This is a genomic window from Pantoea sp. V106_11, from assembly GCF_029967885.1.
In the GTDB taxonomy this organism is placed as follows: domain Bacteria; phylum Pseudomonadota; class Gammaproteobacteria; order Enterobacterales; family Enterobacteriaceae; genus Pantoea; species Pantoea ananatis.
Map to the genome: position 1 here is coordinate 97,089 of NZ_JASCAK010000023.1, position 25,979 is coordinate 123,067.

A 25,979-nucleotide genomic window follows, 5' to 3' on the forward strand; every position below is an offset into this window, starting at 1 on the left:
CTCCTCGCAATGCGTTCAGAAGGGGTAAACCGTTAGTGTCCGGAAGGCTCGCCAGGTATCTTCCAACGCAGCCAGGCATCCAGTTCAGTTTCGGCCATGGGCTTGATATTGAAATATTCATATGCGACATCATTATCTTGCGGGGGAGTGGCAAGGGGTGACGTCGCAGCGTGAAAGCCGGTTTCATCCGCTAAAACGATCGTATTAAACTCTTTTAAGGTGCTAAAAATACTGTGCGCTATCAGCCGTGAAGTGATTTTTGCATTGATCGCGTTTGCCAGGACGTTATTAAGCTTGATGATGACAGGCGGGCTTTGGCGAAGGTAGCGTATTTTGCTATAGCCTTTAGCGGCATCCTCCCACGACATACTGAATCCCAGACGTCTGAGCATTTCCAGCCCCAGCATGGCGGCCGGGCTGTCAATGATATGCTCCGTTTTCACTATCTTGATGATGAGCAGTGAGACCGGCAGCCCTGCCTTTAGCATTTTCTCCGCCAGCTTTTCTGCAAAAGCGACGTCAGCAACATCTCGCTCGTGAAGACTTATCGTTACAGGTAACTGAATAGGGTGATGCCGGAGACGCTTAAGGCGGCAAATAGCGCGGTCGACCAGCCAGGCTGTGAGCTGTTTGTCCAGCTCTGTTCCCTCAGCCAGCGTGGCAAAATTATCTGCCGGCAGTTCGCCGCGCAACGGATGGTGCCAGCGCATCTGTGCTTCAAGGCCCACAGGTTTGCCGCTTTTCAGGCATACCTTGGGCTGGAAAACTAAATGTAAACCGTGATTGTGTCGTAAGGCTTCTGCCAGTTCGCTCATCAGGGTAAAATCTGGCGCATTGCCTGAATCGCTAAGACGAAACGGCGAGACCTTTTGGTCACTCTCATATTCCAGCGCATTGACTGCTCGTCGGAGAACCTCATGGGCGGGGGCATCACCGGCAACAAAATCTGTTTGCCCGACGCAGGTGGTCAGGGCCATAGTCAGACCATCACCGACATCAGCACTGATTCCATTCAGACGCTCGACCACCCAGCGCGCACTGATGTGGCTGTCAGTATGGGTTAAAATCGCAAAACGCCCGGTGGCGATAGTATAAAGCAGGCCGCCACTGATTGGTCGAAGGCGTAAAGGCAGAAGCGTCGCCACATCTTTAAGCAACGACTCCAGCGATGCCATACCTAACGATCGGGATAATTCGAACGCGCGTGACATATCGATACAGTCAATCAGCACCAGACGGCGAGAAGCCGTGTCGTTCAGATTAGCAAGGAGCTGTATATCACGAACAAGACGTTCCCGATTCGCCAGGCCAGTAACCGGTTCGACAAAAGCCGCAGAGTGCCAGGCGTCAAGAAATGCGACAACTAACGCTGCCAGGGATTCAAAGATATTTTTTTGCTGGTTGTCGAAAGCGCGCGGTACCGTATCCGTTACGCACAGCGTCCCCAGCATCAGGCCATTTTTGTTTTTTAGCGGCGTGCCGACATAAAAGCGGATGAAAGGCGCATGCGTTATTAACGGATGATGAGCAAAACGTGCATCACGGCAGGTATCCGCGACAACGACCGTTGCGCCGCCTTCGACCACGTGCCGGCACAAGGCCTGCTCGCGAGATGAATCTTGCAGCTCAATATTATAACTGGCGCGAACAATATGCTGTTCATCGGTCAGGACGGTAATATAACTTCCATGGGTGCCCAGCAGCTGGCTGGCCAGACGCAGAAATTTCTTCAGACCTTCATCCCGGCCGCGATCGGAAATGCTGAGTGCATTTTTTTCACTGGTGCGGTGAGGTTCCTTTTTAGTGTATTCCATAGACATTCCCGCTCCTGCCCGTTTGCTGAATAGAACTGCAAAAAAAGAGTGTACGACAAATGCTGGAAATAAAACCCAATCAATATAAAAGGCAAAAGCAATTAATTTATTTCTTGTGGAGAGTGAGGGTGGGAATTATAAAGTTTTCATGTCTTTTTACTTAATGCAAATTTTATCCGTTTTTTTGGCGTTGTTTTTTGGTTAAGAAGTTTGACGCTGAAATATTATAAATAATAGTGCGGCCATTTTAATCAAACGATTCACTTTTATTTTATCATTCAGCCCTAAATTAAATTTCAGGTATTGTTCGTTTTTTTTAATGTATACATGCCGGGTCTTATGTCATTTATGCGTTGTGCATTACGCCGCCTGACGGGATGGCACTCAATGGTTACGTCTGCAATGTCAGCTAATACAAGGCATTATCTTGTCTCAATGGCGGGCGGTAACGAGGCGTTAAAGTCAACCAATAAGCCATGTCGGGATCTTTACGGTGAATAGGCATTTTTAAATAAATAACCTTAATGAATAGGTTTCACGACGCCACAAGATTAATCCGGATCGTGCCGCGATGAAGCGTCGTCACCGTAGTATATTAATGTAAATTATTGTGCCTGTTCGCGAACCGATACCTGCATGTTTGGACAATAACTGATAAGCTATCTTCTACAATCACGACGACGTTGGAGCTGCCCTTTGCTGACCACCATTATTTATCGCAGCCACATTTCGGATGACGTTCCTGTTAAGACGCTTCCAGGAATGGTGGATGATGCCAGCATACTTAATGCTTCCCATGAAGTGACAGGCATTTTGTTGTTTAATGGCACACATTTCTTCCAGTTGCTGGAAGGCCCGGAAGAGGGCGTTCTTGCTATTTACCAACGTATCTGTGCCGATCGCCGACATCACAACGTGGTAGAACTGATGCGTGACTACGCGCCATCCCGTCGCTTCGGTAACGCCGGAATGGAGTTGTTCGATTTGCGTGAACACGATCGTTCAACCGTGCTTCAGGCGGTTCTCGATAAAGGCACCTCCAAATATCAGCTGACCTATGCTGACAGAGCGCTGCAGTTCCTGCGTACCTTCGTAGAAGCGCGTGAAAAAGAAAACTACTACGAGGTATTACCGTCAGAATACTGGGAATTCATTCCTGAAGCGCCTGCCTCAAGCGCGGCAAAATCCTCTCCTTTGGGTATCACCTTCCGACCGGTTGTTGATCCCCTTGCCAGGCAGGTGACGGCTATTGAGGCGATTACGGATACGCGCCACAGCGGCAGCGATCCCAATGGGTCGGATAAAAAGTTACATGATGCCGACCTCGATGCCGTGATTAAAGCTTTCGAGATGGCAGGCAGGGCCTGTCCGGATGAAATGACCCTGTATGTCAGCCTGCTTCCTATGACGCTGGTGGTCGTGCCGGACGCCGTTGCCAAAATTGTTGCAACCATCAACGCCTCAGGTCTGGTGCCGGAGCAGGTGGTCATTGGCGTCAGTGAAACCGAAGTTATTTCACGGCTGGAAGCGTTTTCCGTGGCTGTCAGGGAGCTTAAAGCCGCCGGTATCAGCCTGTCCGTTGATAACTTCGGTGCGGGATCGGCGGGATTGTCATTGCTGACCCACATTCAGCCCGATCGCATTCGTATTGATTCCAGTATCACCACGGATGTTCATCGAAGCGGCCCGAAACAGGCAGTTGTTCAGGCGATCATCAAATGCTGTTCAGCATTAGAAATCACGGTAATTGCCGCAGGCATCGTGAAAGCGGAAGAGTGGATGTGGCTGGAAGCCGCGGGCGTGATCAACTTTCAGGGCAGTCTTTTTGCGTCGCCAGATTCGGGGCAGTCCGATGCGGTTGCCTGGCCAGAATATCGTGACGCCATGTAAGTATGCTCATGCCGTTATAACGGCATAGTCTGAACGTTTATCGGTAATCTATTCCTGGCAGCACGGAACGCTGCTGTTATTCCACTTATGCTCTACGTCCCCGCCCTGTATTATCCTTCTCTCCTGCTACGCATTTTGAATTCAGCCTGAATATCGCCATTTTTACCGATCCGCTATCTTCTATCGCGATTCATTGTTAATCGTCAGGCAGCCAGCAAGAGTGCTGGTGTGGTGCTGCGAAAGGGATGAATAACGATTCCTCGTACTCCGCGACAATATTTAATGTCTCCACTTTTCGTCAGAGAAATTAAAACGATTTTACCTGAACAGTCTGAGCAGGGTGGTCAGGAGGCGGGCGCATAAAGCGGTATTACTCACCAGTGAGCTGAGTTAATCACCTTTCCAGAGATTACCTGGACACAAAAAGCACAGTTTGCGATCATGGCAGCATTACGGAAAATAAAAACCTGTTCAGGTACACATAACATGAAAGAAAACAGTCGCTTAGAATCGATTATGAATTATCTTAAAGGCAACAATCTGGTCACGGTTGAACAGCTTGTTACGGTGACCGGTGCGTCACCTGCGACCATAAGACGCGATCTGATTAAACTCGATCACGAAGGTGTCGTCAGTCGCACGCATGGCGGCGTTACCCTGAACCGGTTTATCCCTTCTCAGCCCACGACGCTGGAAAAGTCGTCGCGCAATCTGGCTGAGAAACACGCGATTGCCCGCGTTGCGGCCAGTTTTATCAAAGCCGGTGATGCGGTGATACTGGACGCCGGTACTACCATGTTTGAGCTGGCGCGACAGATTACCCATATGCCTTTGCGTGTGATCACCAACGATCTCCATATCGCGCTGTTTTTGTCTGAGTTCAAACAGATTGAAGTGACAATTATTGGCGGTCGCATTGATGAAAGCAGCCAGTCGTGCATTGGTGACCACGGGCGAAAACTGCTTAATAATATTCATCCGGACATTGCCTTCCTGAGCGGTAACGGATGGGATGGGGTTAAGGGCGTGACGTCGCCTACAGAAGAAAAGGCCGCGCTCAAACGGGACCTGATCAGGAACGCCCAGCGCCGAATTTTACTGGCAGACAGCTCAAAATACGGCGCATGGTCGCTGTTCAACGTGGTGCATTTGAAGGAGCTTACGGATATTGTCACCGATGCCAACCTGGATAATGAGATCCGGCAAAGGTTGCTGTCAAACCCACTCCCTGCGCTGACGATCGCGGAACCCGTGTAACACGCCGTTGCCTATGGCGGTGTTGCAGACCCATCGGGTGCGGATGAGTGCGTGGCGGAACAGCGCGTTAACCGCGTGGCACAGATTATTGCCCGGGCATGGCATCAAGATTTGCCCAGAGGAGCGCGCGGCTGAGAAAGGATTAAGGGTTTGCGACAGGATAAATGCGTCAGGCAGGTACCAGGGTTGGCGCCAGAACACGACATCGCTGAACCGGCTGATAAAATACGCGCCTGGGTCACGCAACCGTTATCCCGCCAGCGAGCGTTACTCGTCTATCAGGGGTTTGAGATACAAGCGTGTATCGCCGTCTTCACCATGTTTTGGGTGCCAGACCATGGCTGCATTTTCATCGCCGATGTAGGTCATCCCCAAAGGTTCTATGACTGCATAGGGCCGCGCGAAAGCGGCCCGGTAGGCCAGTAACTCTTTTGCCATTGCCACAACCTGATGAGAAACGTCGTCGGGGTGGGTGACAATGTGATTCAACTGTTCTTCAGTCAGCATACTTCCATTCCTGAACACCCAGCCCATAAACGAAGCCATCTGGCAGGGGTTTTAAATCTGTTAATTATAGTCAAACGGGTTACCGTAAGCTTTCGTCATTGCTCAACGCTCAATGGACATGACCCATATTGGCTGTAGGGCGTAGCTTACTACGGGAAGGACAGATTTCGAAGGCCTGTTGACAGCCGTGCAGAAGAAAGGAAAGGGCAGCAGGACAGGCGTTACCTTATGCGTCGATAAATCAGACAGAAAAGACGCGACAGCTGGCCTGCGACATCTTCACTATTTATAGCCATATGATCGCGGTTGGTGTTATTGGCTTCAGCAACAGGGTAGCGCGCGTTTTACGCTTGTGCATGAGCCGCCATTTTCGCTTCCGCCCCGTCAGGCTCAGAGAATGAGGCGGTAACGCGTTACACAAAACGATCTGAAGATATTGCTGAAAGAGCGGTAAGCGCAACAGGTGAACGCATTTTCATGTTATAGCCTGCGGTTATTCAGGCAGGCAGCTGCGCTTTTGATGAGGTGAATGATAAATATGCCCGGAATAATCAGGTCGTTTATTGGCGCGATTGCTTCACTTTGGCTTGCAGTCATGTGTGATATCGACATAGCTGACAACGCCAGGCGCGAGGCTGACGGCGCGGTTTCTCGTTAAAAATCTTAGAAAAAAGTTCCGGTCATGTTATACAGTCCCGCATAGCCCTTGTTTGCGATAAATCGTCCTTTAACAGGGCGCTAAATATTTAAATTTAGGCTAAATTAGTTTCTGCGTTTTTGCACCCGCACAAGGGGAGGCTGTTGTGCACAATAATCAAAGTGGCAATGACGAAAATCGTCTCAAAGCGGTTAAAGCACTTTTGTCACCTGATGTTACCAGGGATGAGGTGCTGGAAAAGTTTGTTCATCTTGCCGCGCAGGTACTGGGCATTTCAGGCAGTTTTATTTCTATTATTGATGATAAAAATCAATATATTAAGGTTTCCCGTAATTTCAATCTTAAAGAATCCGCACGAGAAGTTTCCCTTTGTCGTCACGTGATTGACGGTGACGGACAGCTCGTTGTGCAGGACACATTACAGGATAACCGCTTTACCTTTCATCCACTTGTTGAGGGTGAGCCGCACATTCGGTTTTATGCAGGCGTGTCGTTATCTAATCTGGAAGGGCTGGTTTTAGGCACGCTTTGCGTGACCGACACAAAGCCTCATACGTTTAGTGATGAGCAACTGGACACCTTAAAGTCGCTGGCAAAACTGGTTAGTTCTTTTCTGGATGCCTGGAATCTTGCCAGTTTCACGGACCTGATCACGCTTTTACCCAACCGGCCCCGACTTATTCGCGACATGCAGCAGTTGGCCGTCAATAATCCCGATCGTCGTTTTCGCCTGATCCTCATCGACTGCCTTGATATTCCACAGGCGTATGAGTTATCCCGTACTTTTGGCATTGCGCCGGTAGAAAACCTGCTCAGACAAATTGCCGGACTGGTCGGTGTTCGTCTTCAACTGCAGTCAGATGACATGCTGTATTCATTTGCGCCCGGCCGGTTTGCGTTAATACAACCTTATCTTGGTGGTTATAATGCGCAAAGCACCGTTGAGGTATTAACCAGCCTTAAAGCAGATTTAGCGGATAACATTACGATTGATATTGATGTTTATACGGGTGAGACAGAGTTTGTTTCCCGCGACATCGATGCGAATGAAGTGGTGCGCCAGGCGGTCAGTGCATTACACGAATGTATCCATCAAAACATGGGCGCCATGACGTTCGATCATGCTTATGATTCGCGTCGCACTGAAGATTTTTTGATTATGAACGATCTGGCTCAGGCGCTTAAAAAAGATGAAGGCCTGTACCTCGCTTATCAGCCAAAGGTCTGTTTAAAAACGGGAAAAACCGTAGGGCTTGAGGCTTTGATCCGCTGGCACCACCCAGAGAGAGGCGAACTGTTTCCGGCCGACTTTATACCGCTGGCCATTAAAACCAACCTGATTTCTGTCCTCACTGACTGGGTTATCGATCGCGTCATTATTCAGCTTAAGCAATGGAACAACGAGTTTGAACTTATCCCGGTATCCGTGAACGTCAGCGAGCGTGACTTTTCCAGACCAGAGTTTGCTTCTGGCTTAGCCAGTAAAATGCAGGCGGCAGCCTTGCCGACAGCACTACTGGGCATTGAGTGTCTGGAAAACGAGCTCATTACGGAGAGTGATATCGCCATTAACGGGCTGGAGGCGCTTAAAGCTCAGGGATTTGTTATTTCACTGGACGACTTCGGTACGGGCTACAGTAATATCAGTTATCTGCAGGAAATACCGCTAGATGTCATTAAGGTCGATATGTCTTTAATTGGCCGAATGGATGGCGATCATGCGTCAAGAATCATCGTGCGGAGTATTATCATGATGTTGAAAGAGCTGAACTATACGGTACTGGCAGAAGGCGTTGAAACTGAAGCCACGTTGAGTTTGCTGAAGCAATACGGTTGTGACCAGATACAGGGTTACTTCTTTTCGAAGCCGCTCCCGGCCAGCGATATCGAACACTGGTTGCTGCAGAAGTAAATGCCCTGAAGGCGACAGTCAGTGTCGCCTGAAAAGCAGGACAGCCTGCTTCAGGGGGTTTTGCCAGCAGCGCTTCAGTCGGTTAAGAGGCTGAAGCGCGCTGTGCGATTAATCCAAATCCCTGCCGTTACTTGCTATCACCTTTTTATACCACCAGAAGGACTTTTTCCGCCGCCGGGCCAGCGTGCCTTCTCCACGATCGTCACGATCCACATAAACGAACCCGTAACGTTTGCTCATTTCGCCGGTTGATGCGGCAATCAGATCGATACAGCCCCATGTGGTATAGCCGATAACAGGAATACCGTCTCCGATCGCATCGGCCATCGCCCGGATATGTTCGCGCAGGTAGCTGATACGATAATCGTCAATAATTTCGCCTTTCTCCGTTAACTCATCGCGTGCGCCCAGGCCATTCTCGACCAGGAAAAGCGGCTTCTGATAACGGTCATACATCATATTCATGGTGATGCGCAGGCCAAGCGGATCGATGCCCCAGCCCCATTCACTCCGCTGAATATGCGGGTTGGTGAGGGATTTCACCACGTTTGCCGCGCTGCTATTGTTGTCATTCATCTCGGCCGAAGCACATCGGGATGCATAATAGCTGAACGACACGAAATCGACGGTATGCTTGAGTATATCCGCATCACCGTCTGCCATTTCAATCTGAATCCCTTTTTCGCGGAAAAGGCGCGCAGCGTAGGCGGGATAAGCACCTCGCGCCTGAATATCAATGAAAAACAGGTTTTCACGATCTTTTTGTAGCGCCGCCCAGACGTCGTCAGGTTTGCTCGACCAGGGATAAAAATTGCCACCTGCCAGCATGCATCCCACCTGATTATCAGGGTTGATTTCATGCGCGATTTTTGTCACCAGGGCGCTCGCGACCAGTTCGTGGTGAGCTGCCTGATATTTAACCTGCTCACTGTTTTCACCAGGTTCAAACACCAATCCGGCACCCGAAAATGGGCTGTGCAGCATGATGTTAATTTCGTTAAAGGTCAGCCAGTACTTCACTAACCCATCAAATGCGTCAAAACAGGTGCGGGCATAGCGGGCAAAAAACTCAATCATTTTACGATTACGCCACGAACCGTATTGCGTAACCAAATGCATGGGAACGTCAAAATGGCAGATCGTCACTAAAGGTTCAATGCCATGTTTACGACACTCGGTGAACAAATCACGATAAAAAGCCAGGCCCTGTTCATTCGGCGTGCTTTCATCGCCACGCGGAAAGATACGGCTCCACGCAATTGAGGTGCGAAAGACGGTAAAGCCCATTTCTGCCATCAAGGCAATATCTTCCCGATAACGATGATAAAAATCGATCGCAGTATGGCTGGGATAGAATTCGTCATCGCGCAACTCAACGCGTTTTTCCTGCCCCAGCTTCACTGGCATACGCGTGGGGCCAATGGGGATCATGTCAACGGTAGTGAGTCCTTTACCGCCTTCAAGAAAAGCGCCTTCTGACTGATTGGCGGATAAGGCACCGCCCCATAAAAAGCCTTCAGGGAATGTTGCTTCAGACATGAAATCCTCTTTAACAGGGTCATTAATGATCAGCTGGCGTTAGCCGCTTTCGTTTGTTCGGGGGATGCGCCAGGTTGTGATGGCGCCGGAGGGGTGGTTTCTGGAATATCTTCAAAACCCAGAATCAGGGTAAGAATGAACGACAGCACCACGGAAAGTACCATTACCGCGACAACCCAGACAATCGACAGGGGATTGGTCGGGTCAAAAAACTGGACGCTGGTAAATAAACCCGGTGAAGCCATTGAATGGCTGGCCAGACCGCCTATGCCGGCCACGGCACCGCAGATGAATCCACTGATCAAACTGGCAATCAAAGGGCGTTTTAATCGCACTGCCACGCCGTATAGAGCGGGTTCGGAAATGCCAGCCACAATAGCGGAGGCCGCCGCCGCCAGCGCGGTTTGACGTAATTCGCGGTTTTTTGTTTTAAAGGCCACCGCCAGCGACGAGCCGCCAAGCGATAAATTGGCGCCAATCTCAGAAGGCATCACCATGCCTTCTTTACCCGTTTCGGCAATGGTCTGGATGATGGTGGGAGTAAAAACCCGATGCATACCTGTCATGACCAGCAACGGCCACAGCCCACCCATAATGGCCACAGAAAGCCAGCCCAGATAACCGTGAATAGTGTAAACCAGAGCGGAAATCCCGCTGCCGATCCAGATACCAATCGGGCCAATCAATACAATGGCGATCGGCGCGGCGATCAACACGATCAACATAGGCTTAAGGAAGTTTTTTGTCACTGCAGGGGTGATACGATCCACCCCGCGTTCGATTTGAGACAAAATCCAGGTCATCACCAGCGCCGGTATTACCGTATAGGTATACTTCACCGCCGTAACCGGGATAAAAGCAAAGTCGACGTGTTGTCCCTGTGCTGCTTTAGCCATGAGGTCAATAAAGTTGGGATGCACCAGCACGCCAGCAATGGCGATAGCCAGTGACATATTGGTTTTGAATTTCAGCGCGGCAGACGCAGCCACCATAATGGGCAAAAAGAAGAAGGCACCATCACCTATCACGTTAAGTATGATTAGGGTTGATGAGCCTTTCTCAAATACGCCAGCCATATCCAGTATCATGGCCAGTAGCTTGACCATTGAACCGCCGATAATAGCCGGAATCAGCGGTGACATAGTGCCAACCAGCGCATCCAGAATGCCGGCGCCTACGCTTTTAAGCGTCATTTTGCGTTTTACGGGCGCGGCGCCGTCTGACTGCGGTTCGCCTAATGCCAGCACGGCCTGATAAGCCTTTGCTACCTCATTGCCAATAATCACCTGTAACTGAGTATCGGTATGAACAACGCCCATGATGCCGTCAATGGCTTTCAGGCCGGCAAGGTCAACCAGACGGTCGTCCTTCACCACAAAACGCAGGCGGGTCATGCAATGGGTTACCGCACTGATATTAGTCAGGCCACCCAGCTTACTGACGATAGCCTGTGAAATCTCTGCATAATTTCCTGGCATGATTTTATCTCGTAGGGAAGAGGAAAGTGCGCTCGGGTTTCCGCTCTGGCCGTCGTGTTGTTGTTTTACTTCGCCAGTCAGCCTGCCTTACTCTGCATCTGACCCACGGTGCGGCTAAATAGGAAACCGGTTTCACAAAATCATGAAGAGATTTCACCTTTTAAACAAGAGTGTAAAATAGGCTGATGTTATTTTTGTGATGATAATCACTTTGAGTGGCGAAGCAGGCGGCACGACATTAAGGCTAAATATTTCAAATAATGAAAGGCTTAGGTAAACTCCATTTACTCAGAAGATTCTGGCAGCGATAACATGACAACCATTTCACAAGTAGCAAAACGCGCCGGCGTCTCAAAAGCGACAGTTTCGCGGGTGTTGTCAGGTAAGGGTTATGTAGGGCAGGAGAAGCGGGAACGGGTTTTGCTGGCCATTGCGGAGACAGGCTATCGACCTAATCTGCTGGCACGTAATCTGGCAAATAAAAGTACCCAAACCATCGGGCTGGTTGTAACCAACACACTGTACAGTGGCAACATTTTCAGTGAGTTAATGTCTCACTCTGCCAGAATTATGGAGCAGCAAAATCGGCAGTTGATCCTGGCCGATGGCAAACATACCGCTGAGCAGGAGCGCGCTGCCATCCAGTTTCTGCTCGATTTACGTTGCGATGGCGTTATCATCTATCCGCGTTTTCTCAGCATCGACGAGCTGGATGCGATTATTTCGCAGCACAAGCAGCCTGTGCTGGTCATTAATCGTCGTCTGCGAATCAATGACAGCTTCTGTATTTACAGCGATCAGAAGGCAACCAGCCAGAGGGCCGTCAGTTACCTGATTGAACAGGGCCATCGTAATATTGCATTTATTACGGGATCACTGGATTCGCCGACCAGTCAGGAGCGACTTGCGGGCTATAAAACCGCGCTTCACACCCAGGGAATCGCAGTTAATCAGCAGCTAATTGTGCAGGGCAAATGGACGGCGCAAAGTGGGATGCTGGCGGTGAAAACATTGCTGGCGAGCGGACAGCCCTTTAGTGCTATCGTCGCCAGCAATGATGAAATGGCTATCGGGGCGATCAAACAGCTTACAGAAAATAATATTGCTGTACCTGGAACCGTCTCGGTCATTGGCTTTGATGACATTCCGCTGGCCCCTTATATAACGCCTGCGCTCTCCAGTGTTAAATTTCCCGTTACCGATATGATCAATGACACCATTAATCGACTGGTCTTTATGCTGGATGGCGGTGAATTAACGCCGTTTACTCCCTATCAGGGCAGCCTCGTTGTGCGTGATTCCATTACCGGCATCACCTGATGCCTTTACTGTGCTGAGTCGATCGCGACCTGTATTAACCCGATACCTTGCGCCGCGAGTCCGGCCACCACGTCCTGAGAAAGCCCCTTTTCCGTAATGACGTGACCGGGCTGAAAACCGGAAGACAGGGGATAAGGATGGATCTGCCCGAATTTAGAACTATCGGTCAGAACGTAGCTTTCTGCACCTTTAGCCAGCACGGCATCCACGACATCACATCGCAGCATATCCCGCCCGGTGAAGCCGGTTTCCGGGTGCCAGCCATCTGCACCAATAAAGGCCTTATGGAAGTGCATTTGCTGTACGCAATACCGGGTTAAGGGCCCCGTCATTGATTCGCTGCGCTTTTGCAACATGCCGCCCAGAATAATGACTTCACAGGCCGCGTCTTTAAGCAGATGGCCGATATAATGGCTTACGGTGATTAACGTCAAATTTTTGCGGCTGGCCAGCATATGTGCCAGCAGGGCGTTGGTGCTGCCGCCTTCGATCAATACAGATTCGCCATCGTTAATCCGCCCGGCTGCATAACGGGCGAGCGCCAGTTTTATCCCATAGCGGGTATGCATTCGCACGCCAACGTCGTCGCTGTCTAATGCCTGAGCCGCACCGTGAACCCGACGTAAAACCCGCTTTTCTTCCAGCAGGTTGAGGTCCTGGCGAATGGTAACCTCCGACACACCGGCCAGCTCAGCCAGTTCGCTGACGGCGACGTTGCCTCGGGTATTAACCAGTTCAATAATTTTCTGCTGACGCGTATTCATCATGGTTCTCTGCTCTGACGTTGAGTCTCGCTGGTTTCAGGCTAAATCCAGTCCACGTTTACCCACCGAATTGAGATCGGCGAGGGTAAACCGGTTCTTCCAGCCGGCCTCGTAATGTTCAGGCGGAAAATCAGCGGGGGAATGACCCTGCTCAAGTGCACTCGCCACCTGATGCGCATAAGCGCGGTTTTTATCACACATTGGCGCCGCGGGAATATACATAACGTTTCCCCATCCCTGTTGATTTTCAACCGGTGCGACCGCATGAATCAGGTCACAGTGCCACCATACCGAATCGCCTGCGGTGATCGCCGGTACGGAGCATAATCCTTTTACCAAATGCGGGTGCCATTTTTCACTAATCGGGAGTACGCGCCCCGGTTTAACACCGCATAATTCATCGTCAGCGACATCCGATAACAATGGGCGCAGCAGCACATATGCAATGGCCTCCGGTACGGGAACCACGTGCAGTAAGCCCTGACCCGGCATCATATCGGACAGCGCCGTCCAGCCCTGAAACGTCCGGAAAGCCGAGCATTTTGTGGTATCAGGAACATCGAACTCATCCACTTCGCTGCGATGTGCAGCATGCCACGGGTCGTAATGCTCAAGATTGCCGTCGAAAATCGATCGAAAAACGCGTTGGTAAGCGGGCAACAGCCAGCGTTCCAGCGCGCCGGAGTCAGTGTGTGCGCCCAACCCTTTCGAGGTCGTTCCTGGCGGTCGCCGACGAATGCGATCCGGATAGATAAGATTCACGTCCGGATCGAACCATTGCTGGCCCCCGGATTCAAACGTCCACAGGCGATTTAAACATGACTGCACCTGGGCCATTTCAGGACTCTGGCGCGCCTCCATTTGTGCGTGAGACCAGTAAATGGGATAGATTTCAGGGCGGGATGCTTCCAGGCTGCCGAAGAAATTATCGCCCGGGCCGCGGTACTGTGCATCAAACTGATTTTCGTCCAGGTAACGCAGCATGGAGGTATCCCATGCCAGCGCCTGTTCCCGAGGGAAATGCTGCTTAACCACCACACAGCCACGGCGCTTGATGCTTTCTCGGGTTTCAGGCGTCAGCCCTTGGGTGATCTCCTCGGGTGAAATAACCGGCCAGGCGCTGCCGTTTAGCCGCTCTTCCGCTTTTGCGTCGCTTATCGCCTGCTCGGTTCTCTGGCAAACCTGCCTGAATAAGCCTTCAACATCGCCAATCTGCTGACGGATCTGCTGTTTAAACTGGCGGATGGCGGCTGAAATATCCGTGGGTAACGCTGTGTGCTGAAGCTTTACATTCATGACTGCGCCCTTAACAGTGTTTTCATTTTACATATGAAGGTTTATTTCATTTCATTCGAAAGTCAGCACTATGTTTAACAGATTGCTGTTGGTGAAAACCGGAACTGGCGCACAATGTGAGCGAACAGAAGGATTTTTGATGACTGGAATTCTCATTATCCCCTTCAACGAGTAAGCTTAAAAATGAGTGAGCCTGTTCAGGCCGGGAAAAAGGGGGATGACAATGGCAGTAAGGATGATTGCAGTGGATATGGATGGGACGTTTCTGGACGAAAACAAGCAGTACAACGTCCAGCGCTTTTCACGCCAGTACGCCCTGCTAAAGCAAAAAGGTATTCACTTTGTTGTCGCCAGTGGCAATCAATATTATCAGCTACAGCGCTACTTTCCTGACATCAAAAACGACATTGCGTTTGTTGCCGAAAATGGTGCGTGGGTATCAGAAGGCGATGATGAAATTTTTTGTGGTGAGCTGGCAAAGGAAAGCGTGCACCGCGTGTTGGATATCCTGGCAAAAGAGCCGGATATCAGCACTGTCGTTTGTGGACGCAAAGGCGCTTATGTCCATTCTTCAATGCCAGACAGCGTTATTCAGATGCTTAACAATCATTATTACCGACTTGAAAAGCGCGATAATCTTTATGATATCGATGACACCATTTTTAAGTTTTCGCTTAACCTGGCCAACGAAGGCATAGACAGCCTGATGGATCGTCTGCATAACCAGCTCGGTGAAATCGATCATATTATGCACCCCGTATCGAGCGGCTATGGCTTTATTGACCTGATTATTCCAGGCTGTCACAAGGCACATGGTATTGCTTTGCTGCAACAAAAATGGGGCATCAGCGATTGTGAGGTGGTGGCCATCGGCGACAGTGCAAACGATATCGAAATGTTGCGCCAGGCCTGTTTCAGTTTTGCAATGGCCAATGCAGTTGAGTCGGTTTCAGCCGTTGCGCGGTTTAAAACGGAAAGCAATCAGGATGAAGGGGCGCTAAACGTCATTGCCAGAGTGCTGGCGCGCGAATTCCCTTTTGATTAACGCCGCAATGGCGGCTTTTCAATCATGAGCGCGGAAGGGGAGCCTCTTCAAAAACAAACTTAACGTGACGCTGTCACTTATTTTGCCTGCTTTTGATCTTTTCGGACTGTATAAGGTGCTGGCAGGGGATGTCAGTACCGCGCAAAGAAACCGCATGCAAAGACAGGTTAATGGGAATAGTTACAACATACTTTAAATGATTTTCTTAACACCGTTCGGTTAGATCGACGTCGTCTTTGTCTGGGCAAGAAAATCACGAAAAGCCCGGTCCAGGCCGGGCGGGCAGGCATTATTTATCCGCTTTCTTCTCATCCTCAGTGCCTGACGGCTCCGCTTCAGCAACGGACAGCCAGGGCTTGAGGAGTTGAATATCCAGAATGACGTAAACCATCGTGCTAATAAATAACGAAATCACGCTACCGAATACGCCGCTGGTGGTGAAGGTCAGATAGTTATAGATAATCAACCAGGTCAGGCAAATGAACAGGGAAAGGGCAAGCATAATCGATGAGAGTGAATAGTTGCTTGTGCCGGCGCCTTGTTGGTGCGTCAGCTTAAACAGGTTCCCGAGGGTGTATTTTTCCAGAATCAAAATCGTTTTTTGCCAGTTACGGCGTTGGCGTGAACCGGCGCGAACAATAAACAGATACAGTACGGAGATAAAAAAGCCTGAAAAGGCAATCAGTACCGGAACAGCCTCCAGAGCATACTCAATGCTTTTGTGGCTTGCGCCAGCCGGGCTCAGGTCCAGCGTTAATGAGGCACCCAGTGCGGCATACAGAAAAACGAATAGCGCCAAAAAGGTTATCGTGCGCTTCCAGTCCGCCTCTGCTTCGCGGTTCTGTTGCTGGAGGGCGACGGTAAAGGCGCGTTCGATATGTTCAGCCTGAGGTGAGTGCATTTCAATCGCCTCTACCGTTTCATCCAGCAGGGCAGTGATAAAAGGTTTGTGGTCGTTGTGCAGGGGAATTTTCATGACGTCGATTCTCGTTGAAATTTCCGCTTATTTTAGTCTGCCTGAAGGGAAATGATACCTGCTTAACGTGATTAACCTTGTCAGACTGAGCCACTTAACTCGCAGGTAATGCGCTTTGCGAGCACGGCATGATGTACACTGCTTATGAACTCACCACGAGGAAAGCGATTATGAATGACAAGAAAATGATTTCCATCGATCAGTTCAGTGATGAAGAGCGACTCGCCGTTAATGAAGTTCTTCAAAACCTGATGCAGAAGCACCGTCAACGCACCGGCAAAGAACCTGATGCAAAAAAAGAGAAAGAGTTAAACAGCGAAGCTCGTCAGCAGGTCATGGCCGATAAACTTCTTAATGAAAAGTTAAAAGCAGAAAAAGAAAGTAAAAAACCGCTCAGGAAAAAGAAACCCTCTTCGCTAACGGCCAGTGAAGTCGGCGATTTCAACTGGTCCGCCTCAGTGGCTAAAGGCCGCAGAAGATAAAGTAACGCCCAGTCGCGCTAAGGCCTGACGATATAACATGGATCGTTGGGCCATGTGGACCCGGCCAAATCATCGGCATAAGTCATCATAACGGCAATAACAAATAAAGGGTAAAAGTCTTAAAAATTAAAGCGCAGGGCGTTTTTTGTGGATAAACTGCGCTAAATATATTGTCAATTACGCGTGCGAATGACCTATTACTCACCTGATGATCATCATCTTAAAATGCGATCCACGCGATTTGTCCGTCGCATGTTTGCCATGCGCCAGCTTGGCACGCTTTTATGTTTTTTGCCGATTGCATCCGTTCTCCTGGAACTGGGGAAAGAACCAGCGATATTGGTATTACTGATTAGCAACGTTCTTATCTGGCCTTATCTGGCATACCGCCTTGCCGTAAAATCACGGGACTCCACCGCGCGGGAGCGTTCAAATTTAACGCTGGATGCCGCATTTGGCGGTATCTGGATTGCGCTGATGGCCGTGAGTCCTATGCCGTCCTTTGTCATCATCGCGGTTTTGATGGCCGACCGTTACGCCGCAGGAGGCTGGCCTCAGTTGCTCTCTGCTACGCAGGCATTTCTGTTTGCCTTTATTCTGGTATGGACGATTGAAGGCGCGCCGGTTTTGATGGAGTTTAGTACGCGCACAGCATGGCTTACCCTTCCACTGGCCACATTCTATATGTTGGCACTCAGCGTTGTATCACACAATTTGACGTTGAGCCTGCGTCAGAAGAACCGTGAGCTGGAGAGAATTGCGCTGATGGATCCCGGTCTGGAAATCCCTAATCGTCGTTTGTTCGAACGCCGGCTTGAAAGCGAGCTTTTGCGCACCTTGCGGGGTGACACCAGAGCGTATCTGATACTGATAGATGTCGACCATTTTAAAAACGTTAACGATACGTTCGGTCACGAAGCCGGGGATTTTTTGCTGGCTGAAATTTCCGGCCTGTTACGTGACAGCGTAGGTATGAAAGACATTCCGGCACGCTTTGGCGGAGATGAACTTGGCGTTATCATTCGTGATTCGAATGACGTTGACATCATCAGACTGGCCGAATCGCTTCAAAGAAATATTGGGCAATTACGCCTGCCTGCTTCTGTAACGTTCAGGTGTTCAGTCAGTATTGGCATTGCCAGTGCTGATAAAGCCGACTCAATACATGAGTGGCTGCGGCGCGCTGATAAAGCGTTATATGAAGTGAAACGATCAGGGCGGGATGGCCTGAAATTATGGCGGGCCTGATCCCCAGCGGAACAACGCATCGCGGGGTTCGGTAACGTCCACCCGTAGTGCATCACCAGACCGTCATCAATGCCGCCTCCTCTGAGGCGGCATAAGTATCAGATAGCCGGATAGTCGCCAGTGCCTTCAGGCCAGGGCGTGAGCAGGTCAAAGCCCGTCTCGGTGACGGCGACGGTATGCTCCCACTGGGCAGACAGCGAGCGATCTTTTGTAACCACCGTCCAGCCATCAGAAAGCACACTGGTCCCTGCTTTTCCAGCATTGATCATGGGTTCGATGGTAAAAATCATGCCTGCCTGTAAAGGCATTCCTTCGCCCGGCGTGCCGTAGTGAAGAATTTGAGGTTCGGTATGATAAATCTCGCCGACGCCATGACCGCAATATTCCCTGACCACGGAAAAACCCGCGCTCTCAGCAAGGCGCTGAATAGCGGCGCCAATATCGCCCAGTGTCGCGCCCGGGCGAACCGTTTTAATGCCTGCAACCATGGACTGATAGGTAATATCCACCAGCCGTTTTGCACGCACGGATGGCGTCCCCACAAAATACATTCGGCTGGTATCGCCATACCAGCCATCTTTAATAATGGCGACATCAATATTCACAATATCACCTTCTTTTAATGTTTTGGCCGCCGGGATCCCGTGGCAAACAACATGGTTAACGGAAGTACAGGTGGTACGGGTGTAACCGTGATAACCGATATTGGCGGGCGTAACGTTGAGTTCATTGACAATAAAATCATGACAGATATCGTCCAGTTGCTCTGTCGTGATCCCCGGGCGTACATGAGGGGTGATCATCGCCAGCACCTGGGCGGCAGCATGCCCGGCAGCACGGGCTTTTTCAATCTCTTCTGCAGAATGGATCTTAACGTTCCCCATTACACTTCTCCTTGTGGGGTTAAATCGGCATGATGTAGTACCTGGCGAATATCGGCACCGCCGTTCATTTCGATGCGGATTAATGTTTGAGCAAGCTCATGTTGTGTCAGCTGGGGATACAGCTCGGCCAGCATACCCAGTTTTAACCAGTGCTCAGCCTGCGCATTTATTGAGCGGCTCATCGCCTGGCTGGCGATGCGTAAGTTTTCATGCATCAGATCGGATATTTTAACAATGCCCATGCGAAGCCTATATGGAATGTATACGTTTTATATATAGGTTACGCTTTTTGCGGTGACAGTGAAAGCTGAATTAACCGGTCATAAAATGCTTAAAGCGCCATTCTTCCAGTAGCGCGATGAATTTCTAACTTCATGGCACAGTCTGAGTGCGTATTTAATCTGTTCTGATCCCGCGCCTTTTATTGGCGTGCCGGGCAGAGTTAGTCTTTGATGTGACCGATCAGCAAAGTCAAACACCATTCTCTGACCGGGTTAAACTTCATAAACCTATGCGGCATTACCCAGGTTAACTTTTCATGTTACTTAGCAGATCATGAACCATAATCTACTGTTGAAAATCTGCGATATTGACGCATCACGCCTGTTCCGTCCTGGCCATCGCGCTGAGGTCTGCAATTCATGGGTTGGGTACAATCAGACAGAGATTTGTTTTTGTCTGATTGTTGCTCCTGCTTCAGTTACAGGCCGGTTGCGGATGTCCGTTGCCAAGACGCGGCGTGGATTGTGCAGAGTGGCGGTAATGTGCGGGAGGTTTAACGCAGGCGGTGGTATTTTATCCGGGGCTTTACGCCTTAAAACGGCATCATAAAAGGATTACGCGTGTCCACGTTGCACTTAACCACCGGGATTAACCTTATGAGAGCACTCTTCGTCACAGGCCTGATCTTTGCGCTAGCCGCATGCTCCAGCTCAGTGGGTCGCAATGTTGATACAGCAACCGTTCAGAAAATCAGGCCAGGCCTGACAACCCGAGCGGATCTGATCGCGATGTTTGGCCCGCCTGATACGGAATCCCCGTATCCCAACGGACAACAGTTACTGATGTGGAAATACAGTAAAGCCAGAGCGCTGGCTACCTCGGCAGGTGAAACGCTTACGGTACAGACAAAAAATGGCAAAGTGTTTAACTACACCTTCAGTAAAAGCTGACGTTTTATCCCGATATCTCTGCGCACAATAAAAAACGTGATTGTATTGCCAGGTTAACACAATCGCGGATCTGTGCAGGGAGATAACGTATTCCTCTTCGTTCAGGAGGGATGTGATGAATAAGCCCATCGTGGCAACCGGCACCGGAAAACGTATTCTGAAAATTGTCGGTATGGCCGGTGAGCTGGCCGATGCCATGGATAATATTTCGCTGTCCTTATCAATACAGGCAGGACATTTTTCAGGTCAGTATTGCCGTTAGCCAGATGGATGCTGCCACGCAAACGCACGCTGTATTTGTCGAAGAATCCTCCTTAGTCTCGCAATCTTAATCTGAGCAGATGTACGCTATGGTGAAAACCTCCGCTTAGCGCGCCCGCCCCGCGTCATTAACGTGTTTCCCGTTGTCTCGTCAGCGATGACTGTGCAACGCCATGTTGCGCTTGCTGCACAGCGCCGGTAAAGCCCGCCCACATCCTTCGGCGTGTTAAGTGCCGGGCAGTGAACACCTCATTCCCCTCTGAAAATCCCGACGGCAATGCCGATTTGAAGAAAAACGTCTCTCCTGGCGAATGTCACGGGGAAGGGCAGCTTCTCTGCGTAGCGTCGAGGCGTTAACACAGTCATTGCCGTTTTACATCCCTTTGCCTTGATTCCTTTTCAGAATCAGCGTAGCGACGTCTTTGTGACTCCAGACTTAACAGGTCTGGAGTCACAGTCGGCAGAAAGGTAGAATCTGCAATACGGCTTTATTATCTGGGAAGGGCAGTGGCTGAAATCAGCATAAATACAAGGTCGCCCCATGTCGGCCATCACGTTATGGTATGGCTGGAGCAGATCAGAAAGGCTTCGCTGTCTGAAGTCGATAATTTTGGTGACGAGGGCACGGTCGAGCAGGTCATTAAGGTCTGGGTAAAGCTGTCATTACTCGTTACGCGTCGCCGTCCTGAAATCGCGATTTCCTCCCTTCTCCGGCATGTCTTACCGAATATTGGCTCACTCCCGCTGAAGAATCTGACGCGATTACGACTAAACAGACTATATAACATACTGATTTCAGAGGGTAAAAAGGAAGAGGCGCGGCGCGTATTCGCGTTGACAAAACAGTTTTTATCCTGGGCAGAAATGCAGGGTTATCTTGAGCATTCCCCTGTTGCTTCAATAAAAAAACGTGACATTGCAGGCCGTGCGGCCTCACCGCGCAGTCGACAGTTGTCGGATGCTGAGATTTGGGTGTTCTGGCATGGGCTGGACAACTGGGCGCTTTCTGAACAGGTCCGTTGGGCACTGCGGCTTTGCCTGGTGAGCGCGCGACGACCAGACGAGATCGTTCAGGCTCGTAAAGCAGAATTTAATTTACAGTCAGGGCTGTGGAAACAAGGTACGCGAAACAAATCGCAACGTGAACATACGTTGCCGGTCTCTTCCCTGATGCGCCTGTGTATCGAGTCGTTGTTAAAGGCCAGCGATCCTGCTTCGCCCTGGCTGGTACCGGCACCGCGCGATGTGATGCAACCGCTGTCAAAAGGTGCGCTTAATCAGGCTCTGCGACGCATGTTGCGCGCACCGCGCGGCCTGGGACTGGAACATTTTACACCACGTGACCTGCGGCGAACGGCACGCTCAAAGTTATCTGCACTGGACACGCCCAACGACGTGGCAAGAAAAATCATGAATCATGCATTAGAAGGGATAGATCGTGTTTACGATACGCACGACTATGTCGTGCAGATGCGCGCTGCACTGAAAAAGTATTCGGAATCATTACAGGTAATTATCAACAGTGATAGTTACCATTTTCTACATCATCGTTATGAAGGTGAAAGGCTGAAATTAGACAGTTCCTCTGTCATGGTCATGAGCCTTTAACGGGACAGTCAGGCTGTTTCCAATAAAAAAGCGGTGTCCTCATCGACACCGCTTAATTATGTCAGATCAGGAAGTCATCGAGAGAACCGCCTGCATCCAGGGCCTTTTTAATAGGCGATGGTGTACGGCCCTGACCTGTCCATGATTTCTTTTCACCGTTTTCGTCGGTATATTGATATTTAGCCGGGCGCGGGGCACGTTTAGCTTTTGTTTTAGTTTCTGTAGGTAAATCCATCAGCTCAGAAATATCGATGCCGTCATTCATCAGCATTTCTTTATATTTAGCCAGCTTGTCTGCTTTTTCACGCAGCAGGGCTTGCTCAGCTTCTTCTTCTTCACGGCGTTCAGCGACAACGACAGAAAGCTTTTCGAGCATCTCATTTAACACATCAAGCTCAATTTCCCGGGCTTGTGCGCGTAAAATACGAAGGTTATTTAATGCTTTGAGCGCATCCATTGATTAATCCTTAAATTACAGCGAATATTTTAAACAGAGCCATTCTACGAAAAATATTCCCAGAAGGAAATATCTCTTCAGGCCGAAATGTACAAATTTGTTACTGTAAAGATTATTACTGACTTTCAGAACCTGAGAAACGGCATAAAGTTTAAGAATACATTGATGTTTTAAACATATTTAAACCGCCTCATGCCAATGAAAGGCGAGCAGGTTCTACACAACATGAATTATAGAATCTCTTTTTTAAGTTAAAAAATCAATGAAAATCAAAACCTAATACCTGGCTATCTTGATTTGTCGTCACGTTGCAAACCTGGAATGATGTGATTTGTCTCGTCAGAGAGAAATGATAACGTATAGTTAATAATAGCCACCCTTAAATAAAAGCTGGTCTGAGCGGACGAAATGCCTTACTAAAAAAACCGCTATTGAGGATAACGTTTTGTTATGTGTAAATCCTGATTTTGATGCCAGACATCCCTCAAACCTTCCTTAACCCGACCGTTGCAGCTGTTGGCTGCTTTGCGAAGGTGAGAAACGGCTTTACCCGATCTGAGAAAAATAGCATTCCGGATTTCGCAATTACACAAACCCGATAAAGCAACCTGTAACCTGTGGCAGGCTTCATGCCAGACGGAACGTTTTCTCTGTCAACCCAACGGCCATAAGTCTGTATTATCTGAACATAAGCGAAGCGTCAATAAGGGCAATAACGTTCACATCACCGTTGTTAATAACAGCCTTTACCCATTTTTTCCATATTGTTTAAACCTGCAGTCCACCTGTCTCAGATAATGACCGCATTATATATAAGGAAAAAAGACATAAGCGAGTGTGAGAAATAATTCTGTTCACACAGGGGTAAAACGGATGGCTCAAAAATATCCAGGCCAGCTAATTTCAGCGTTACGTCACGCGCTCGGGTTCAGAAGTACTGTGCCCGACTTGCGCTAAAACATCTGCATTATCAACAGAATACACACATCGGCTTTTCTGACGCTTTTAAAGATAAATGTTAACAATAACTTGCAATGATAATCTAAATGAGTATATTTCTCATTTGTTTTTACATGTTATTGTTTTTGTCCTTATTCCTGATGGCCAGCCCGCACGGTAGTTAACTGGGACTGATGCAGGGCAGTGGCAGCTAAAAAAAAGAAAACGAGGCGTTAGAATGTTTCTGAATATCCCCCTCCTGAACAGGGATCGCGTGAAGGCCACTTTTCCTCTGGTTCCCTCACGCTTATCACTTTTGGCAACCCTTGTGGCAGGCGTATCTTCACATAATGCGTTTGCAGAGACGCCATCGGATGTGAATACGAGCAACCCGACGCTTATCGTTACTGCGGCTGAACAGCCGGTTTCCGAAAATACTTCCTCGGACTACAGCGTACCTGTTACCCGCGCGGGCAATAAGTTACTTTCAACCGTGCGCGATATTCCTCAGTCTGTAAGCATCATCAGCGCGCAGCGCATGAAAGACCAACAGCTACAGTCGTTAAATGATGTTCTCGACAACACCACGGCTATTCAGACGAGCACAGCGGATATGGATCGTAAGACCTATTATTCTCGCGGGTTTTTAATCGACAATTACCTGATTGACGGTATTCCTACTGTATTCGAAGAACGCTGGAATTTGGGTGATGCACAGACGGATAGCGCATTATATGAACGCATTGAAGTGGTCAGGGGTGCAAACGGGTTATTGAACGGTGCCGGTAATCCTTCCGCTGCCGTTAACATGGTACGTAAACATGCCGACAGTCATCAGCCAGAAGGCGAGATATCCGCCAGCTATGGCAGCTGGAATAAACAGCGTTACGTTATGGATGTGCAGTCCCCGTTGAATGCTGCAGGAAATGTTCGAGGCAGAGTGATTGCGGGTTATCAGGATAATAATAGCTTTATTGAGCGTTATGGTGCTGAAAAGAAATTTGTTTATGGGGTGATTGATGCCGATCTCAATGACGCCACCACATTATCTGCAGGCTATGAATTTCAGCAGCTGAATACTGACAGCCCAATGTGGGGCGGTTTACCGCGTTGGTACACAGACGGTAGTAAAACCCATTTTCGTCGCGGCTTTAATACCGCCCCTGACTGGACTTATAACGATAAAGAGAGCAGAAAACTTTTTGCCCGGCTCAAACACACTTTTGCAAGTGGATGGCAATGGACCCTTAACGGCACCCATGATCGGTCAACGCTTAACAGCAAAATGATGTATATCGCCGGCTATTTTGACAAAAATACGGGTGCAGGCGTTTCTCCCTATGCGGATTATCCTGTCGTTGCGGGCACGGGATATAATGCAGCCAAACGTCAAGTCGATGCTGTGGATACCTTCGCCAGTGGCCCTTATCAACTCTTCGGACGCACCCATGAATTAATGGTCGGTGTTAGCTACAGCAAACAAAAAAACACTTATTACGGTACTTTTGCGAATATCTCGCCAGAAGAATTGGGGAATTTTAACCTTTTTGACGGCCAGTTCCCGGAAACGGATTGGGCGGCGCGCACCTTGTCCCAGCAGGATATTACCCGACAAACCTCGGGCTACCTTGCCACCCGTATTTCACTGGCGGATCCGTTAAATCTGATACTGGGCGCACGTTACACCCGTTGGAGCAAAAATACGCTGACCAACGATATGGAAAAAAATAACATCACGCCTTATGCGGGTCTGATTTATGACATTGATGAGAACTGGTCAACGTACGCCAGCTATACTTCCGTGTTTCAACCGCAGTCATATCGTGATCTCTCAGGTGCCTATCTGGCGCCGGTTATTGGTAAGAACTACGAAGCCGGCGTTAAATCTGACTGGTTCGACAGCCGCTTGACCACGTCAGTCTCGGTCTTTCGGGCTGAGCTGGATAATGTGGCACAGACCACCGGTCGCATTATTCCGGGTACCACCGAGTCAGCGTATGAAGGCAAAAATGGTACGGTAAGCCGAGGAATTGAATTCGAAATTAACGGCGCAATCACAGATAACTGGCAGATGACCCTGGGAGGCACGCGTTATATTGCCGAACAGCGTGATGGCACGGCGGTAAAACCCGACTTACCGCGAACGCAGTTAAACGTCTTTACGCGCTACCGTTTACCCATGTTCCCTGATCTGACTGTGGGTGGCGGAGTGAAATGGCAAACGCACGTCTGGAGCGATAATTCGGCACCGGAAGGAAACGGAACGTGGCGTGCAGAGCAGGGCAGCTATGCGTTAGTCAATTTATTTAGCCGCTACCAGGTGACGAAAAATTTTGCTGTTCAGGGCAATATTAATAATCTCTTTGATAAAACCTATGACACGAATGTTGCGGGGGATATCGTTTACGGTGAACCCCGCAACGTCTCTGTGACTGCCAGCTACCGTTTCTGAAGACGCGGACTTTCACCAGT

At 49.5% G+C, this 25,979-nt stretch carries 21 protein-coding genes; 11 read left to right on the forward strand and 10 right to left on the reverse strand.

Annotated features, from left to right (window positions below; all coding sequences use genetic code 11):
• Positions 1-32: 32 nt before the first annotated feature.
• Complete coding sequence (locus QLG08_RS06490) at positions 33-1,820, reverse strand: EAL domain-containing protein (RefSeq protein WP_282472854.1); 1,788 nt, start codon at positions 1,818-1,820, stop codon at positions 33-35.
• A 690-nt stretch (positions 1,821-2,510) separates the two neighbouring features.
• On the opposite strand from QLG08_RS06490, the gene QLG08_RS06495 reads away from it, so the two are divergent.
• A complete protein-coding gene (locus tag QLG08_RS06495; RefSeq protein ID WP_282472855.1) occupies positions 2,511-3,704 on the forward strand; it encodes a diguanylate phosphodiesterase in 1,194 nt (397 codons plus the stop codon).
• A 486-nt stretch (positions 3,705-4,190) separates the two neighbouring features.
• Positions 4,191-4,961 (forward strand): DeoR/GlpR family DNA-binding transcription regulator, encoded by a 771-nt coding sequence (locus QLG08_RS06500; RefSeq protein ID WP_014333036.1) that lies wholly within the window; start codon positions 4,191-4,193, stop codon positions 4,959-4,961.
• A 267-nt stretch (positions 4,962-5,228) separates the two neighbouring features.
• On the opposite strand, the gene QLG08_RS06505 is transcribed toward QLG08_RS06500, so the two are convergent.
• Positions 5,229-5,468, reverse strand: coding sequence for a hypothetical protein (locus QLG08_RS06505; protein WP_014598192.1), 240 nt, complete (start codon positions 5,466-5,468; stop codon positions 5,229-5,231).
• An 803-nt stretch (positions 5,469-6,271) separates the two neighbouring features.
• Between QLG08_RS06505 and QLG08_RS06510 the strand changes: the two genes are divergently transcribed.
• Positions 6,272-8,038 (forward strand): sensor domain-containing phosphodiesterase, encoded by a 1,767-nt coding sequence (locus QLG08_RS06510; protein ID WP_013028054.1) that lies wholly within the window; start codon positions 6,272-6,274, stop codon positions 8,036-8,038.
• A gap of 108 nt (positions 8,039-8,146) precedes the next feature.
• Here QLG08_RS06510 and QLG08_RS06515 read toward each other — a convergent pair whose 3' ends face one another.
• Together QLG08_RS06515 and ascF are read right to left on the reverse strand one after the other, a co-directional pair.
• Positions 8,147-9,577, reverse strand: a complete 1,431-nt coding sequence (locus QLG08_RS06515) for a 6-phospho-beta-glucosidase (RefSeq protein ID WP_014604583.1) — start codon at positions 9,575-9,577, stop codon at positions 8,147-8,149.
• A gap of 29 nt (positions 9,578-9,606) precedes the next feature.
• Positions 9,607-11,055, reverse strand: coding sequence for a PTS cellobiose/arbutin/salicin transporter subunit IIBC (ascF, locus tag QLG08_RS06520; protein ID WP_282472856.1), 1,449 nt, complete (start codon positions 11,053-11,055; stop codon positions 9,607-9,609).
• Between the two features lie 312 nt (positions 11,056-11,367).
• Here ascF and QLG08_RS06525 point away from each other — a divergent pair, with 312 nt between their 5' ends.
• The gene (locus tag QLG08_RS06525; RefSeq protein ID WP_282472857.1) at positions 11,368-12,375 is read left to right on the forward strand and encodes a LacI family DNA-binding transcriptional regulator; all 1,008 of its coding nucleotides are present in this window, start codon (positions 11,368-11,370) and stop codon (positions 12,373-12,375) included.
• A gap of 5 nt (positions 12,376-12,380) precedes the next feature.
• Here the strand turns inward: QLG08_RS06525 and QLG08_RS06530 are convergent, their stop codons facing one another.
• Both QLG08_RS06530 and QLG08_RS06535 read right to left on the reverse strand, forming a co-directional pair.
• Positions 12,381-13,139, reverse strand: a complete 759-nt coding sequence (locus QLG08_RS06530) for a DNA-binding transcriptional regulator YciT (RefSeq protein ID WP_041458051.1) — start codon at positions 13,137-13,139, stop codon at positions 12,381-12,383.
• Positions 13,140-13,175: 36 nt separating this feature from the next.
• On the reverse strand, positions 13,176-14,435 hold the full coding sequence (locus QLG08_RS06535; protein WP_282472858.1) for a DUF1479 domain-containing protein: 1,260 nt from the start codon (positions 14,433-14,435) through the stop codon (positions 13,176-13,178).
• 223 nt (positions 14,436-14,658) lie between these two features.
• Here QLG08_RS06535 and QLG08_RS06540 point away from each other — a divergent pair, with 223 nt between their 5' ends.
• Positions 14,659-15,480 carry a Cof-type HAD-IIB family hydrolase gene (locus QLG08_RS06540; protein WP_014604586.1) on the forward strand — a complete coding sequence of 274 codons (822 nt, stop codon included), beginning with the start codon at positions 14,659-14,661 and terminating at the stop codon, positions 15,478-15,480.
• Positions 15,481-15,769: 289 nt separating this feature from the next.
• Here QLG08_RS06540 and QLG08_RS06545 read toward each other — a convergent pair whose 3' ends face one another.
• Entirely contained in the window at positions 15,770-16,456 is a 687-nt protein-coding gene (locus QLG08_RS06545) for a hypothetical protein (protein WP_072404660.1), read from the reverse strand.
• A gap of 170 nt (positions 16,457-16,626) precedes the next feature.
• Here QLG08_RS06545 and QLG08_RS06550 point away from each other — a divergent pair, with 170 nt between their 5' ends.
• Both QLG08_RS06550 and QLG08_RS06555 read left to right on the forward strand, forming a co-directional pair.
• Positions 16,627-16,938 (forward strand): hypothetical protein, encoded by a 312-nt coding sequence (locus tag QLG08_RS06550; protein ID WP_014333049.1) that lies wholly within the window; start codon positions 16,627-16,629, stop codon positions 16,936-16,938.
• Between the two features lie 189 nt (positions 16,939-17,127).
• Entirely contained in the window at positions 17,128-18,186 is a 1,059-nt protein-coding gene (locus QLG08_RS06555; protein WP_028716050.1) for a diguanylate cyclase, read from the forward strand.
• Positions 18,187-18,284: 98 nt separating this feature from the next.
• Here QLG08_RS06555 and map read toward each other — a convergent pair whose 3' ends face one another.
• Together map and QLG08_RS06565 are read right to left on the reverse strand one after the other, a co-directional pair.
• A complete protein-coding gene (map, locus tag QLG08_RS06560) occupies positions 18,285-19,070 on the reverse strand; it encodes a type I methionyl aminopeptidase (RefSeq protein ID WP_013028064.1) in 786 nt (261 codons plus the stop codon).
• Positions 19,070-19,312, reverse strand: a complete 243-nt coding sequence (locus QLG08_RS06565; protein WP_013028065.1) for a ParD-like family protein — start codon at positions 19,310-19,312, stop codon at positions 19,070-19,072. The genes map and QLG08_RS06565 overlap by 1 nt, the downstream gene beginning before the upstream one ends.
• A gap of 636 nt (positions 19,313-19,948) precedes the next feature.
• Between QLG08_RS06565 and QLG08_RS06570 the strand changes: the two genes are divergently transcribed.
• The 3 genes from QLG08_RS06570 (at position 19,949) to QLG08_RS06580 (ending at position 22,111) form a co-directional block, all read left to right on the forward strand.
• Positions 19,949-20,242 carry a hypothetical protein gene (locus QLG08_RS06570; protein ID WP_033766331.1) on the forward strand — a complete coding sequence of 98 codons (294 nt, stop codon included), beginning with the start codon at positions 19,949-19,951 and terminating at the stop codon, positions 20,240-20,242.
• A gap of 115 nt (positions 20,243-20,357) precedes the next feature.
• Positions 20,358-20,504 carry a hypothetical protein gene (locus tag QLG08_RS06575; protein ID WP_014604589.1) on the forward strand — a complete coding sequence of 49 codons (147 nt, stop codon included), beginning with the start codon at positions 20,358-20,360 and terminating at the stop codon, positions 20,502-20,504.
• Between the two features lie 506 nt (positions 20,505-21,010).
• Complete coding sequence (locus tag QLG08_RS06580; RefSeq protein WP_282472859.1) at positions 21,011-22,111, forward strand: site-specific integrase; 1,101 nt, start codon at positions 21,011-21,013, stop codon at positions 22,109-22,111.
• A 61-nt stretch (positions 22,112-22,172) separates the two neighbouring features.
• Here QLG08_RS06580 and QLG08_RS06585 read toward each other — a convergent pair whose 3' ends face one another.
• A complete protein-coding gene (locus QLG08_RS06585) occupies positions 22,173-22,568 on the reverse strand; it encodes an H-NS family nucleoid-associated regulatory protein (RefSeq protein WP_013028069.1) in 396 nt (131 codons plus the stop codon).
• A 1,177-nt stretch (positions 22,569-23,745) separates the two neighbouring features.
• Here QLG08_RS06585 and fhuE point away from each other — a divergent pair.
• Complete coding sequence (gene fhuE / locus QLG08_RS06590) at positions 23,746-25,959, forward strand: ferric-rhodotorulic acid/ferric-coprogen receptor FhuE (RefSeq protein ID WP_272847714.1); 2,214 nt, start codon at positions 23,746-23,748, stop codon at positions 25,957-25,959.
• Positions 25,960-25,979 lie beyond the last annotated feature (20 nt).